General features: G+C 65.2%; 13 protein-coding genes. 10 read left to right on the top strand and 3 right to left on the bottom strand.

What is annotated here, in order from left to right; translation table 11 throughout:
- Window positions 1-276: 276 nt before the first annotated feature.
- On the top strand, window positions 277-3,135 hold the full coding sequence (locus tag F2P45_RS18215) for a UvrD-helicase domain-containing protein (protein ID WP_166878103.1): 2,859 nt from the start codon (window positions 277-279) through the stop codon (window positions 3,133-3,135).
- A gap of 48 nt (window positions 3,136-3,183) precedes the next feature.
- On the opposite strand, the gene F2P45_RS18210 is transcribed toward F2P45_RS18215, so the two are convergent.
- On the bottom strand, window positions 3,184-3,846 hold the full coding sequence (locus F2P45_RS18210) for a hypothetical protein (RefSeq protein WP_166878100.1): 663 nt from the start codon (window positions 3,844-3,846) through the stop codon (window positions 3,184-3,186).
- 141 nt (window positions 3,847-3,987) lie between these two features.
- Window positions 3,988-5,922 (bottom strand): methyl-accepting chemotaxis protein, encoded by a 1,935-nt coding sequence (locus F2P45_RS18205; protein WP_229505149.1) that lies wholly within the window; start codon window positions 5,920-5,922, stop codon window positions 3,988-3,990.
- A gap of 382 nt (window positions 5,923-6,304) precedes the next feature.
- Here F2P45_RS18205 and F2P45_RS18200 point away from each other — a divergent pair, with 382 nt between their 5' ends.
- From F2P45_RS18200 to F2P45_RS18185, 4 genes are all read left to right on the top strand, one after another.
- A complete protein-coding gene (locus F2P45_RS18200; RefSeq protein WP_166878094.1) occupies window positions 6,305-6,508 on the top strand; it encodes a hypothetical protein in 204 nt (67 codons plus the stop codon).
- A 64-nt stretch (window positions 6,509-6,572) separates the two neighbouring features.
- Window positions 6,573-6,983, top strand: a complete 411-nt coding sequence (locus F2P45_RS18195; protein ID WP_166878091.1) for a hypothetical protein — start codon at window positions 6,573-6,575, stop codon at window positions 6,981-6,983.
- A 186-nt stretch (window positions 6,984-7,169) separates the two neighbouring features.
- Window positions 7,170-8,312, top strand: coding sequence for a DJ-1/PfpI family protein (locus F2P45_RS18190; RefSeq protein ID WP_166878088.1), 1,143 nt, complete (start codon window positions 7,170-7,172; stop codon window positions 8,310-8,312).
- Window positions 8,313-8,325: 13 nt separating this feature from the next.
- Entirely contained in the window at window positions 8,326-9,318 is a 993-nt protein-coding gene (locus tag F2P45_RS18185; RefSeq protein ID WP_166878085.1) for a GlxA family transcriptional regulator, read from the top strand.
- Window positions 9,319-9,321: 3 nt separating this feature from the next.
- Here the strand turns inward: F2P45_RS18185 and F2P45_RS18180 are convergent, their stop codons facing one another.
- A complete protein-coding gene (locus tag F2P45_RS18180; RefSeq protein WP_166878082.1) occupies window positions 9,322-9,858 on the bottom strand; it encodes a DUF2058 domain-containing protein in 537 nt (178 codons plus the stop codon).
- 101 nt (window positions 9,859-9,959) lie between these two features.
- Between F2P45_RS18180 and F2P45_RS18175 the strand changes: the two genes are divergently transcribed.
- The 5 genes from F2P45_RS18175 (at window position 9,960) to F2P45_RS35705 (ending at window position 13,373) form a co-directional block, all read left to right on the top strand.
- Window positions 9,960-10,856, top strand: coding sequence for a CAP domain-containing protein (locus tag F2P45_RS18175; RefSeq protein ID WP_166878080.1), 897 nt, complete (start codon window positions 9,960-9,962; stop codon window positions 10,854-10,856).
- A 30-nt stretch (window positions 10,857-10,886) separates the two neighbouring features.
- A complete protein-coding gene (locus F2P45_RS18170) occupies window positions 10,887-11,198 on the top strand; it encodes a hypothetical protein (RefSeq protein ID WP_166878077.1) in 312 nt (103 codons plus the stop codon).
- Window positions 11,147-11,605 (top strand): hypothetical protein, encoded by a 459-nt coding sequence (locus tag F2P45_RS18165; protein WP_166878074.1) that lies wholly within the window; start codon window positions 11,147-11,149, stop codon window positions 11,603-11,605. Before F2P45_RS18170 ends, F2P45_RS18165 begins: the two co-directional genes overlap by 52 nt.
- A 309-nt stretch (window positions 11,606-11,914) precedes the next feature.
- Window positions 11,915-12,568 carry a PQQ-dependent sugar dehydrogenase gene (locus F2P45_RS35710; RefSeq protein ID WP_223164776.1) on the top strand — a complete coding sequence of 218 codons (654 nt, stop codon included), beginning with the start codon at window positions 11,915-11,917 and terminating at the stop codon, window positions 12,566-12,568.
- Window positions 12,495-13,373 carry a PQQ-dependent sugar dehydrogenase gene (locus F2P45_RS35705; RefSeq protein WP_370663274.1) on the top strand — a complete coding sequence of 293 codons (879 nt, stop codon included), beginning with the start codon at window positions 12,495-12,497 and terminating at the stop codon, window positions 13,371-13,373. The genes F2P45_RS35710 and F2P45_RS35705 overlap by 74 nt, the downstream gene beginning before the upstream one ends.
- Window positions 13,374-13,385: the final 12 nt, after the last annotated feature.

The following is a 13,385-nucleotide window of genomic DNA, read 5'->3' as shown; positions in this document are numbered from 1 at the left end:
TACAAAACCACCAGTACGACGGTCGGAATTCCAAGCATCCAGCCAATGACATATTTACCCATGATCGTGCTCCTGTAGAAATTGTGTGGTGTCGATGTGTGCAGAATGCCCTGAAAAACCGAACCCGTCCGTACGTTACGTCACGCAAGGAGCACATCGGGTTGGCGCGGCGCGCGCCGGCCGCGGCGGCGGCATCCGGCGGCGCCGCATTTGCACGCCCCACAGCCGATCGCTCCGGATAAAATACCGGCATCGATACAGCGCCAGCATCGCCCCATGAAAATTCTCGAATACGCCAGCTTTACGCCGCCGCGCAACAAGGCGCACTATGACAAGCTGCGCCAGGCCATCGAACGCGACGACTTTCGTTCGATCGATGTCAAGAAACTGGCCAATCTGAGCCACGCGCGCATCTATCGGGCCAAGCTCGACTACGCCGACCGCCTGCTGTTCTCCATTGTCCGCTACCAGGGCGAAGCGTATGCGCTGCTGCTCGAGGTGATCGAACAGCACGCCTACGACAAGTCGCGCTTCATGCGCGGCGCCCGCATCGACGAAGACGCCATCCCGATGGCCGACCTGGCCGAGGCGCTCGAACACGCCACCCCGATGCCTTACCTGCATCCGCAACGGCGCCGCGTGCACTGGCTCGACAAGGCCATGTCCTTCGACGATGCCCAGCACGCCATCTATCTGCATCAGGCGCCGCTGATCATCGTCGGCAGCGCCGGCAGCGGCAAGACCGCGCTGACGCTCGAGAAAATGAAGCAGGTGCCGGGCGAGGTGCTGTACGTGACCCATTCGGCCTACCTGGCGCAGTCCGCGCGCGACCTGTACTACGCCCAGGGCTTCGAACAGGCGGGCCAGGAAGCGACCTTCCTGTCCTACCGCGAGTTCCTCGAGTCGATCCGGGTGCCGCCCGGACGCGAGGCCGGCTGGCGCGATTTTTCCGCCTGGTTCGCGCGCCAGCGCCAGCAGTTCAAGGGCATCGACGCCCACCAGGCCTTCGAAGAAATCCGAGGCGTGCTCGGCGCCGACGCGGCCGCCGTGCTCACGCGCGAGCAATACCGCGCGCTCGGCACGCGCCAGTCGATTTTCGCGGCCAGCGAGCGCGACGCGCTGTACGATCTGTTCGAGCGCTACCGCGCCTGGCTGCGCGAAGCGGGGCTGTTCGACCTGAACCTGGTGGCGCACGCGTGGCGCGCCGAGGTGACGGCGCGCTACGACTTCGTGGTGGTCGACGAAGTGCAGGACCTGACCGTCGCCCAGCTCTCGCTGGTGCTGCGCGCGCTCAAGAACCCGGGCCAGTTCCTGCTGTGCGGCGACTCGAACCAGATCGTCCATCCGAACTTTTTCTCATGGAGCAAGGTCAAATCGCTGTTCTGGCGCGACCCCGGCCTGGCCGAGCGCCAGCAGTTGCACGTGTTGCGCGCCAATTTCAGGAATGGCGCCGAAGTCACGCGGGTCGCCAACGCGCTCCTGAAAATCAAGCACCGCCGCTTCGGTTCGATCGACCGCGAAAGCAATTTCCTGGTCGATGCCGTCAACCTGGAGGCCGGCACGGTCAGCCTGCTGGCCGACAGCGACAGCGCGCGGCGCGAACTGAACGCGCAAACGCGCCGCTCGACCCGTTTCGCGGTGCTGGTCCTGCGCGACGACGACAAGGAAGAAGCGCGCAAGCATTTCGACACGCCGCTGATTTTTTCGGTGCACGAGGCGAAGGGACTCGAATACGACAGCATTGTGCTGTTCCGTTTCATCTCCGGCAACCGGGCCCGCTTCGCCGACATCGCCGAGGGCATCGACGCGGCCGACATCGCCGGCGGCGAACTGGCCTACAGCCGCGCCAGGGACAAGTCCGACAAATCGCTCGAAATCTACAAGTTCTACGTCAATGCCCTGTACGTGGCGCTCACGCGCGCGATCCGCCATGTCTACCTGGTCGAATCGGATGCCGCCCACCCGCTGCTGCGCTTGCTCGATATCGCCCAGGCCGGCGCGCAGGCCCAGGCCGGCCAGGCCGCGTCAAGCCTGGAAGACTGGCAAAAAGAGGCGCGCAAGCTGGCCTTGCAGGGCAAGCAGGAGCAAGCCGACGCGATCGAACGCATGATACTGAAAAGCACGCCGGTGCCCTGGCCCGTGTTCGGCGAGGCCAGGCTGCGCGAGAGCCTGGCGAAAGTGTTTCGCGAGCAAGCCCCGGGCAGCAAGCACAAGAGCCAGCTGTACGAGTACGCCGCCTGTTACAACGAGTCGGTGCTGGCCGACCTGCTGGCGCGCTGTGCCGGCTACGAGCAGGCGCTGCAGTTCCGCCGGCTGGGCGCGACCCAGGGGCGGCGTCACTACATGCCGTATTTCGCGCGCAATATCAAGGATGTGCTGAAACTGTGCGACAAGCACGGCGTCGAGCACCGCACGCCGATGAACCAGACCCCGCTGATGGCGGCGGCCGCGGCCGGCAATCTGCCCCTGATCGAGGCGCTGCTCGCGCGCGGCGCCGACCCGTCCGCCACCGACCACCTGGGCCGCAATGCGCTGCACTGGGCCATGGCCACCGCCTTGCGCGACAGCGCCTATGCCGGCGGCGCGTTCGGCGCCGTCTATCAGCTGGTGGCGCCGCCCTGCATCGACGTCATGGCGGGCGAGCGCCTGGTGCGGATCGACCGCCGCCAGTCCGAGTACCTGCTGTTTCAAACCATGTGGGTGCTGTTCAAGGAATGCTTCGGCCGGGCCGACGCGAGCGACCGCGGCGTTTTCGACGCCGGCATGCTGCTGGCCGCCTACCAGAAATGGCCGGCCGCGGTGCTGGCGCCCGAACGCGCCAGGCGCACCTTCATTTCGGGTGTGCTGGCGCGCAACGAGGTCGTGCGCGACTATGCCTACAACCGGCGCCTGTTCCAGCGCATGAGGACCGGGTGCTACCAGTTCAATCCGCAGTTGGCGCTGCGCCAGCCGGGCAAGGAGGATCGGGCGTGGGTCAAGGTGTTCGCCGCGCTGAACTTGCCGCTGGTCAAGGAGCTGGCCGACCCATGCTACGCCGATTTGATCGACGCACTGCTTGCGCAGGCCGGCATGGCGCCCGCCGGCGAGGCGATCTGGCACGCGGCGGTGATGCGCCGCGCCGGACTTGCGCCCTGAGCCGCGCCGGAAGTACACCATGCATGCTGATGATGGCTGGGCCATCCCTTATCGTTTCTTCGACTGCTCAGGAGGAGCAACGGTTTTCAGACAGGGGAGTTCCGGACCGTCGGCGATGGCACGGGCTGCGGCGTTGGCGTTGGCGGAGCCGGCGCCGATCGCTTTCACCACGCACGCTTCGCTCTTGCGGATCTGCGCCACGGCCAGCAAGGGCACGCGCTTCGGATGCGAGAGGTCGGATTGATCGGTGCCGTTGACGCGCACAATCAAGGCGGCAGGAACAAGCTTGCCGTCAATCCGGGCCACGCGCCATTCGGCTTTTTTTCCCAGCGAGGAAAAACTGTGCGTGACCACCTCCCCGTACTGCAACTCGAAGACCTTCTTTTGCGGGCTGACGATATTCACCGAGCTGCGATCGTCGTCCTCGAGCACTTCCAGCGCGAACTTGCCGACGCCGGGGCATGTCAGGATAAAGGCGCCGGTGATCTTTTCAAGGATGGTCTTCTTGCACGACTTGCCCTCAAGGCTGGTGTACACGCTTTCCATGCCGGTCCGGGCGGACACCCCGCCACTGGCGCCAAGCGCCACCGCAAAAATCCACACCATCGAGCGAATAGTCATCCATGTCCTTTTTGTTGAACGCTTGCCAGCGACAGTGTCATCCCCGCATTGACCGAAATGGCAAGCTGGCAAATTTGATTTTGCGAACATTATCACTCAAGGTGCTGCGCTAGCCTACTGCTAACAGGCCAGCGCGCAGCGCAGCGAACACCGTGCGCTTGAAAACCACAATGGCCGGCACGCGCGACACGCGGGCCGGCCATCGACAGGATCACTTCTTGAAGACGCTGTTTACCCCAGCTTGAAAATGCTCACCGAGCGTTCCAGTTCGGCCGCCATCTCCTGCATGGCTTGCGCGGCAGCAGCGGCCTCTTCCACCAGCGCGGCGTTTTGCTGGGTGGCCTGGTCCATCGACGCCACCGCCTGGTTGACTTCGCCGATGCCGGCGCTCTGCTCGTCCGACGCGGCCACGATGTCGCCCATGATGTCGTTGACCTTCTTGACGCTGCCGACCACCTCGTCCATGGTGCGGCCGGCGCTGGTCACCAGTTCGCTGCCGGTGGCGACCTTGGCGGCCGAGTCGTCGATCAGCGCCTTGATTTCCTTGGCCGCCTGGGCCGAGCGCTGCGCCAGCGAGCGCACTTCGGTCGCCACCACGGCGAAGCCGCGCCCCTGCTCACCGGCGCGCGCCGCTTCCACCGCCGCGTTGAGCGCCAGGATATTCGTCTGGAACGCGATGCCGTCGATCACGCTGATGATGTCCGCAATCTTCTTCGAGGACGCGTTGATCGCTTCCATGGTCGAGACCACCTGCGCCACCACCGTGCCGCCCTTCCGGGCGATGGCCGATGCCGACAAGGCCAGCTGCTTGGCCTGGCGCGCATTGTCGGCGTTCTGGCGCACCGTCACGGTCAACTCTTCCATCGACGAGGCGGTTTCTTCCAGCGAGCCGGCCTGCTGCTCGGTGCGCGACGACAGTTCCTGGTTGCCCGAGGCGATCTCGCTCGACGCCGTCGCCACTTCGCCGGTGCCCTGGCGGATGGTCGTCACGACCGTGGCCAGGCCGGCGCTGATGCCGTTCATCGCTTCCATCAACTGGCCGATTTCATCGTGCGTGGCAGCGTGCAGGCGCACCGTCAGGTCGCCCTGGGCCAGGCGCGAGGCGGCCGCGGTCGCCAGTCCCAGCGGCGTCGACACGATTTTGCGCACGATGAAAAACAGCGCCGCCGCAAAGCCCAGCAGCGCAAGGCCGCCGACCACGAACAGGGTCAGGCGCAGGCGGCCCACTTCCTGCGTCACCTCGTCGGCAAAGGCCACGCCGACGATGGTCCAGTTCCAGTCGTCGTTGGTGCGGTACACCAGGATGCGCTCGCGCCCGGCCTCGCCCTTGGCGCCGGCCGGCACCACGTGCATCATGCCCTTGCCGCTGCGCAGGATCTCGTCGATGAACGCGCGTCCGCCGGTATCGCGCTGCGCCAGCGCTTTCTGGCCTTCCAGCTCGGGATGGACCACGTACTCGCCGAACTTGTCGCCTTCCTTCGCATTCAACACAAAGTAGTAACCGGACTCGCCCACCTTGAGCGACTTGATCAGGCTTTTCAGCGCATCGATGTCGCTCGACATATCGACACCCACATACAAGATGCCGATGACTTTGGCATCGGCGCCCATCACCGGCACGTATTCGGTCACGTGCGGCTTGCCGAACAAGACCGCCATGCCGCGGTAAGCCTTACCCTGCATGATCTTCTCGAACGCCGGGTGGGCCTTGCCGAGATTGGTGCCGACCGCGCGCGCGCCGTCCGCCTTCTTGACCGAGGTGGCCACGCGCACGAAGTCGTCGCCATGGCGGATGAAGATGGTCGCATTGCCACCGGTCATTTCGGAAAAGCGGTCCACGGTGGAGAAATTCAGATTCAGGTCGACGCCGTCGTGCTGCATCACTTGCGCCATCACCGCGCCGGTCTGCACGCTGCGCGCGCTGTCGATCGAGAACTTGCCGGGCAACAGGCTGGCGAACACCCTGGAAAACTTTTCGATGTTGCCGAGCTGGGTGCGGTTGAAGGTTTCGATCACATTGCCCACGCCCTCGGCTTGCGTGTTGACCGTGTCGTTCGCGCGTTTTTCAATGGCGTTCGACATGGCATGCGCCACGAACAGGATGAAGGCGATGAAGATCGCGCTGATCAGGGCGATGGTAAATAGCGTTAATTTGGCACCAACCATCAGTGCCCGGGGTCGGGTTTGGGATGTGTTCATATCAGGAGAAAAGAAGAAGGAGGAAAGCTGCCGTGCGGCGCAACGAGGCGCGCAGGTACATGTTCAGAATACATGAGGTTGTGCGCCAAAAAATCGTCCAAACGTTATTTTTTGGAAACCGATGTTTTCTTCCAACAACTATATGAGGGGTACTACGTAGGCGAGTAAACAACATTTGCGCCGCTGCCACGGAAAACGCCGTCGGATGGGAAAACGTGCCGAGTTGTAAGCAGATAGCGCAAGTTGTAAGCGCGTGTAAAGACCGTCAACTCATCGGTTGCGGGCCGCGTTTTCAGCTCAGTGACACGGCAAATGTGCACCGAACCTCAAACCAGAAAAAGGACTGACCATGAAAAAAGTAATCGCTACCCTGACCGCCGGACTGTTCGCCAGCGCTGCGTTTGCACAAGCCCCGACGCCGGCCCCGGCACCAGCAGCACCGGTAGCGAAGGCCGACGTCAAGGCGGAAACCAAAGCCGACGTCAAAGCAGCAGCCAAGGACATCAAGACCGCCGAGCCAGCCGCCAAGCCGGCGCCTCAGGCAGGCAAGTAAGCAATCAAGCCCCGCCATCCATAAAAATATAAACCGTTTATACCAATTCCAAGGAAACCACATCATGAAAAAAACTATCGCTACCCTGATCACCGGCCTGTTCGCAACCGCAGCTTTCGCCCAGGCGCCAGCGCCTGCCGCCGCACCGGCGCCGGCGGCGAAAACCGAAGCGCAGGTGGTCAAGACCGACACTAAGGAAACCACCGTCGTCAAGACCGATACCAAGGCTGCCCACGGCGCCGCGGACACCCATTCGGTCAAGACCGAAGTCAAGGAAACCAAGTCGGCTGCGGGCGTGAAGGAAGAAGTCACCACCAAGACCGAAGTGAAAACCGAGAAGAAGACCAGGCACGCCAAGTCGGCCAAGGCGGCCAAGGCGGCCAAGCCGGCTGACAAAGCCACGCCAGCGACGGCCGGCGTTGCGGCACCGGTGGTCACGGCAGCGGCAACGCCGGCTGCGCCAGCGACCAAGTAATCCCGCGCGACTTCCTGAAAAACGCCAACCCATGCGGGTTGGGGTTTTTTTCGTTCCAGGCTGGCGTAAATTGACTGTATTTTGTCATTTACGCCAAACCTCCGGCCTCATAAGATGGTTTCACACCCCGGATGCGATACCGATCCGGGCTTGAAGCTCATCGAATGATTCACCGGAGTCCGACTCATGACTGCATTCCCACGGCTGGTGCTCATCGCACTGGCCTCCCTCGCCTTTTGCGGCCCCTCCTTCGCGCAGGACGGCGCGGCCGTCGCGGCGCCGAGCGCCGCCACAAGCCCGGACGCCGAAAAAATCGCCCCGTACGTCGCGCGCTTCGGGCGCGCCAGGCCGGTGATCGCGGTGGTGGGCGAAAACGCAGGCACCGTCATGTCCGACTACGTGCTGCCCTACGGCGTGCTGGCCCAATCCGGCGTGGCCGAGGTAGTAAGCGTGGCCACCCAGCCCGGCCTCTTGCTGTTGCCGCCCTTGAAAATCGCCCCCGGCGCCAGCGTCGCCGAATTCGACCAGCGTTATCCGGACGGCGCCGACTACGTTGTCGTTCCCGCCGTCAAACACGCCGATGACCCGGCCCTGCTGGCATGGATCGGCACGCAGGCAGCCAGGGGCGCGACCATGGTCGGCATCTGCAACGGCTCCATCGTGCTGGCCAACGCCGGCCTGACGCGCGGCCACCGCGCCACCGGCCACTGGAGCACCCACGCAGCGCGCATCAAGCGGTTCCCGGATACGGCCTGGCTGAAGAACACGCGCTATGTCGCCGACGGCAAGCTGGTCACCAGTGCCGGCATCAGCGCGGCGATACCGACATCGCTGGCGCTGGTCGAAGCGATCGGCGGCAGCGAACGCGCGCAGGCGCTGGCCACCCGGCTCGGCGTGGCCAACTGGAGCGCCGCGCACGACAGCGACGCCTTCCGCATCACCTTCGGCGACCGCATGACGGCGCTGACCTCGTACTTTATGCGTCCGAGCGACGATATCGGCATTCCGGTCGCCGACGGCGTCGATGAACTGGCGCTCGCCCTGAGCGCCGACGCCTACACCGCCACCCTGCGCGGCCGCGTCCACGCGCTGGCGCAGAGCGGCGCGCAGGTCACCACGCGCAGCGGCTTGATGCTGGTGCCCGGCGCGATTGCCGGACAAGGCAAGCCGATGGACTGGATCCTGCCCGCCTTCGACGCCACGCCGTCCGCCCAGGTGCTCGACAAAGCCCTCGGCGAAATCACCGCCCGCTACGGCGCGGCGGCGGCCCGCTTCGTGGTGCTGGAAACCGAATACCCGTGGCAGGGCGATAATGCGACCATCCGATGACATAATCCCAGACATGCTCACTTCCACCCCGCGCCGCATCGTCTTTCTCGCCTACGACGACATGAACCTGCTCGACCTGGCCGGGCCGCTGCAGGCGTTCGCCACGGCGAACCGCTTGAGCGAGGCCGGCGGCGGCCCGGCCTTGTACCAGACCGTCATTGCGTCGGTGGGCGGCGGCAGCGTGATGTCCAGCGCCGGCCTGGCGGTCGACACGCAGCCGGTCGCCACGCTGGGCGCGGCCGGCATCGATACCATGATCGTCGCCGGCGGCTGCAAGGGAGAAGAATTTACCGTCAGCGCGCAGCTGGCCGGCTGGATCGAAGAACACGCGGGCGCCGTGCGCAGGCTATGCTCGGTGTGCACCGGGGCCTTTGTGCTGGCCGCCGCCGGCCAATTGCAGGGGCGCCGCGTGGCGACCCACTGGGCCTGGGTCGAGCGCTTCCGCCAGCGCCACCCCGAAGTGGAAGTCGATGCGGACGCCCTGTTCATCCACGATGGCAGCGTCTGGACCTCGGCCGGCGTCACGGCCGGCATCGACATGAGCCTGGCGCTGATCGAAGCCGACTACGGCCACCGGATCGCCATCCAGACAGCGCGCCAGCTGGTCATGTTCATCAAGCGCGCCGGCGGACAATCGCAGTTCAGCGTGCCGCTGGCGGCGCAGGCGCGCGACGACGGCAATTTTGCGGCTCTACATGCGTGGATCGCCAGCCATATCGATCAGGACTTGAGCGTGGCGCGCCTGGCCGGCATGGCCAACATGTCGCTGCGCACCTTCGTGCGGGTCTATACCGCCACCGTGGGCCGCACGCCGGCCAAGACGGTCGAAGCGATCCGCATGGAAGCGGCATGCCGGGCGCTCGAATCGAGCACCCTGCCCCTGAAAGCCATCTGCCAGAAGATCGGCTATGCCGAAGAACAAACGCTGCGCCGTGTCTTCCTGCGCAATTTCGGCGTCAATCCGCTGCAGTACCGCGCGCGCTTCTCGGAACGCGCGCGCAGCTGAGGCTTACCACATCAAATCGTCGGGAATCTGGAACGCCGCGTACGGGTCGTCCGCATCGACCTCGGTGCTGGCTTTGTTCACGCGCACCACGATCGAGGCATTGCGCTCGGCGATCTTGTCGGCGATCACGCGCGGCACCAGTTCGGTCGAATCGCCCTGGCGGATGATCACCAGCCGCCCGGCCACCAGGTGCGCCTGCACCGCCGCCGACACGTAAAAACGCTCGATCTTGTTATTGTGGGTGAAGTTGTAGGCGATATCGCCATTGCCCTTGCTCTGGCGGTTCTTCTGCACCATCTGGGTGATCTGCGCCGCGATCGCCTTTTCGTTGGCGGCCGCGTCGCGCTGGGCATTGAGTTCGCGCGCCCGCTCGGCGTTCTTGCGCTGGGTTTCCAGCGCGGCCAGGCGCGTTTCATCCACGCTCTGCGTGCCGGTGCGGCGCTCGACCTTCTTCTGCTTGGTCTTTTCCTGGTTGGCCTGTTTGGCCTTGTTTTTGTCGACCAGGCCGGCTTTCAAAAACTGCTCTTGCAACGAGGCCATATGCACTACTCCGTAAATGAGGTTCGCCGGCCCGGGCAAGGGCGCCAGCCGGTGGAAAGTCGATAGCATAGCAAAAATGCGGCCGCTGTTAGAATCCGCGCATGACATTCTTCACTCCACACACCGCCACCCTGCGCTGGCTGCTCGCCAGCCTGGCCCTGGCCACGGCGCCGGCCGCCGCCCAGCAGCGCAACACGCTCATCGAACTGATTAACGCCTACCGCGCCGCCCCGCATCCCTGCCAGGGCGGCACGCTGGGGCCGGTGGCGCCGCTGCTGGCGCATCCGGCCTTGTCCAAGGTCCAGGTGGGCTCCGGCACCCTGCTGGCGCCGGCGATCGAGCGCGCCGGCTATCCGGTGGCCCAGGCCGACGCGATCCATGTGGCGGGAGTGTCCGATCCGGTCCGGGTCATGGCCAGCATCGAACGCAGCTACTGCAAGACGCTGTTAAGCGCCCGCTTTGCGCACGTGGGCGCGCGCCGCAGCGGCGACAGCTGGCTGATCGTGCTGGCCCAGCCGGCCCCGCCCTCGGCCGCCTCGCGCCTGCCGCCCTCGCGCGAGGCCGGGCTGCGCATCCTGGAGGCGGCCAACCGCGCCCGCGCCAGCGCCCGCAACTGCGGCGCGCAAGCGTTCGAGGCCGCGCCGCCGCTGGTGTGGAACGAGGAACTGGCCGCCGCGGCGCAGGGCCACAGCGCCGACATGGCCGGCAAGCGCTATTTCAGCCATGCGGGCAAAGACGGCCGCATGGTCGACGAACGGGCGCTGGCGGCCGGGTACAACTGGCGCCGCGTCGGCGAAAACATCGCGGTCGGCCAGGAGTCGCCCGACGAGGTGGTGGCCGGATGGCTCGACAGCCCGGGCCACTGCGCCAACCTGATGGATGCGCAATTGAGCGACATGGGCGCCGGCTACGCCATCCACCATGCCGGCGAGCGCGCGCGGGTGTACTGGACCCAGGTGCTGGCGGACCCGGTCGCGCCGCTCGACCCGGCCAGGTAGCTGGCGCGCGCGTGCTTTAGTGCCTGCACCATGCCACCGACACGGGTCGCGCTCGACCCCGCGGCCAAAGAATTGACCCAGGACGAAATCATCGTGCGCGCCGAAGCGTTCGGCGCCGGCGCCGCCCTCGGTGGCGGCCTGATCGGCGCGTTCATCGGCTCGAAAGTGGCCGAATCGCGCCAGAACACCATTCATGGCACCCTGGCCCCGTTCTACGCCTCGGTCGACGACTACGATTTCCGCTCGCACTACGTGCAGGCGCTGTCGAGACCCAGCCGCTGCCGTCGACGATGCAGCAGATCACCGACCGCGTCAATGCGGTGGGCGCCGGCAAGGGCCTGATGGTCATTCAGACCAGCTACACCTTCTCGCCCGACTTCAAGCAGCTGAGCGTGCGCTCGGTGGCCACCCTGTCGCGCCCGAACGTGGAACAGAAGTCCTTCCTCAATACCTATGTGTTCTTGTCCAGCCCGCTGGGCGCGGGCGGCACCGAGTCGCTCAAGGCATGGGGCGACAACCAGGGCGCGGCCTACCGCAAGGCCTCCAAGGACGCCATCGACAACATCATGCTGATGATGAAACTCGACCTGATGGCCGGCCCAAGCGACGCCGCCGACCTGCCGAAAGGCGCGATTCCGATGATTCCCGGTGTCAGCGTGGCCCAGCAGAACGCACCAGTGCTCGCATCCGGCAACGGCCGCGCCGTCCTCCGTGCGCTCAACGGCCACCTGTATTCCATCGCCCAATAAGAAGCGGAACCAACCATGATGAAACCATCGATCCACCTGTTTGCCCCTTGTTGTCGTGCCTGCTGGCCGTCAGCGCCAGCGCGGCCGAGACCAAGGTAGCGCTCAATTACGAAGCCGCCAGCAGCGATGTCGTCGCCAAGCCGGTCGCCGGCGCCTGCGCCATTAACATCGTCGGCATCAGCGACCAGCGTCCGACCAAGGACGGCATCGGCGCCGACTTTTTTGGCGAAGCGTGCGGATATGCAGTTAGCGTATATTGTTTGGTTGACCATACCGACATCAACCGGGCCTGCGGCCCCTGGAGAAAACATGAACCGTCACGGCATTGCGCGCACCCTGATCCTCCTGCTGGCCTCCAGCTCACCGGCATGGGCCGAACCGCCGCCGCCGACCGGCGCCAAGGTTGCGCCGCTGCCGCCGGGCTTTGCCAAAACCGTGCTCGCGAGCGGCTTCGCCAATCCCCACAATATGGTGCTGGGTCCGGATGGCCAGCTATGGCTGACCGAGCAGACCGGCAAGCGCGTGGTGCGCGTCGATCCGGCCAGCGGCAAGAAGACCGTGATCGCCACCATCGACGACGTGGTCTCCTCCGACAAGGCGCAAGACGGCTTGCTCGGGCTGGCCCTGCACCCGGACCTGCTCAGGAAACGCGGGCGCGACTATGTGTATGTGTCGTTCTCGTACGCCGGCGGCGACGGCGGCGCTTTTCCCAACCGCACCGCGATCCGCCGCTACACCTACGATGCGACGACCCAGAAACTGAGCGCGCCGAAGGATGTCATCAAAGGCTTGCCGTCCTCGCACGACCACCAGTCGGCGCGCCTGCTGTTCGGCCCCGACCAGAAACTGTACTACGCCATCGGCGACCAGGGCGCCAACCAGATGAGCTATCTGTGCGTGCCGAACCTGGCGCAGGTGCTGCCGAGCGCCGCCGAGGTGCGCGCCGCCGACTGGCGCCACTAGCCACTATCGCGGCAAGATCCTGCGCCTGAACCAGGACGGCTCCATCCCGCCCGACAACCCGCTCATCCACGGCGTGAAAAGCCATGTCTACGCCTGGGGCATCCGCAATACCCAGGGCATGGTGTTCAGCCCCGCCGGCCAGCTGTACGCCACCGAACAGGGACCGAACACCGACGACGAACTCAATCTGATCCTGGCCGGGCGCAATTACGGCTGGCCCAACGTGGCCGGCTACAAGGATAACGCCGCCTATGCCTACGCCAACTATTCGAAGGCCGAAGGCGGCTGCGAGGGCGTCAAGGACCCGGCCGCGAACGGCACCAGCGTGCCGCCCGGCGTACCGGTGCAGAAGGAATCGGCGTGGTCCGATCCGGATTTCGTCGAACCGCTGAAAACCTTCTACACGGTCGACAACAGCTTCAGTTTCAAGGACCCTGTGTGCGCCGACAGCAGCCTGTATTACATTTGCTGGCCGACGGTCGCGCCATCGTCGGTCGCCTATTACAAGGGCGGCAAGGCGGGCGTGCCCGGTTGGGAGAATTCGCTGCTGATCGGCAGCCTGAAACGCGGCACCATCTACCGCGTGCGGCTCGATCCGGCAGGCCACCTGCCGCTCGGTGACGCCGAGCCGCTGTTTCGCTCGGTGAACCGCTATCGCGACGTGGTGGTCAGCGCCGATGGCGCCACCATTTACGTGGCCACCGATGTTGAAGGCTCGCTCGGCACCGGCGAGAACGGCGCGCCGGCCACCAGGCTGGAAAATCCGGGCGCGATCCTGGCGTTCAAGTACAGCGGCGCCAGATAAGGCGCCGCCGGA

This window comes from Massilia mucilaginosa (genome assembly GCF_011682145.1).
GTDB classification, from domain to species: domain Bacteria; phylum Pseudomonadota; class Gammaproteobacteria; order Burkholderiales; family Burkholderiaceae_D; genus Telluria_A; species Telluria_A mucilaginosa.
The sequence above is the reverse complement of the archived record's forward strand: the minus strand, read 5'-3'. Positions and strand labels throughout refer to the sequence as shown.

Excerpts from the sequence above, each read along its gene's own strand:
- F2P45_RS18200 (WP_166878094.1), top strand. The coding sequence starts at position 6,305 with ATGAAAAAAGTAATCGCTACCCTGACCGCCGGACTGTTCGCCAGCGCT.
- F2P45_RS18195 (WP_166878091.1), top strand. The coding sequence starts at position 6,573 with ATGAAAAAAACTATCGCTACCCTGATCACCGGCCTGTTCGCAACCGCA.
- F2P45_RS18210 (WP_166878100.1), bottom strand. The coding sequence starts at position 3,846 with ATGTTCGCAAAATCAAATTTGCCAGCTTGCCATTTCGGTCAATGCGGG.
- F2P45_RS18180 (WP_166878082.1), bottom strand. The coding sequence starts at position 9,858 with ATGGCCTCGTTGCAAGAGCAGTTTTTGAAAGCCGGCCTGGTCGACAAA.
- F2P45_RS18175 (WP_166878080.1), top strand. The coding sequence starts at position 9,960 with ATGACATTCTTCACTCCACACACCGCCACCCTGCGCTGGCTGCTCGCC.
- F2P45_RS35710 (WP_223164776.1), top strand. The coding sequence starts at position 11,915 with ATGAACCGTCACGGCATTGCGCGCACCCTGATCCTCCTGCTGGCCTCC.
- F2P45_RS18170 (WP_166878077.1), top strand. The coding sequence starts at position 10,887 with ATGCCACCGACACGGGTCGCGCTCGACCCCGCGGCCAAAGAATTGACC.
- F2P45_RS18215 (WP_166878103.1), top strand. The coding sequence starts at position 277 with ATGAAAATTCTCGAATACGCCAGCTTTACGCCGCCGCGCAACAAGGCG.
- F2P45_RS18165 (WP_166878074.1), top strand. The coding sequence starts at position 11,147 with ATGCAGCAGATCACCGACCGCGTCAATGCGGTGGGCGCCGGCAAGGGC.
- F2P45_RS18190 (WP_166878088.1), top strand. The coding sequence starts at position 7,170 with ATGACTGCATTCCCACGGCTGGTGCTCATCGCACTGGCCTCCCTCGCC.
- F2P45_RS18185 (WP_166878085.1), top strand. The coding sequence starts at position 8,326 with ATGCTCACTTCCACCCCGCGCCGCATCGTCTTTCTCGCCTACGACGAC.
- F2P45_RS18205 (WP_229505149.1), bottom strand. The coding sequence starts at position 5,922 with ATGGTTGGTGCCAAATTAACGCTATTTACCATCGCCCTGATCAGCGCG.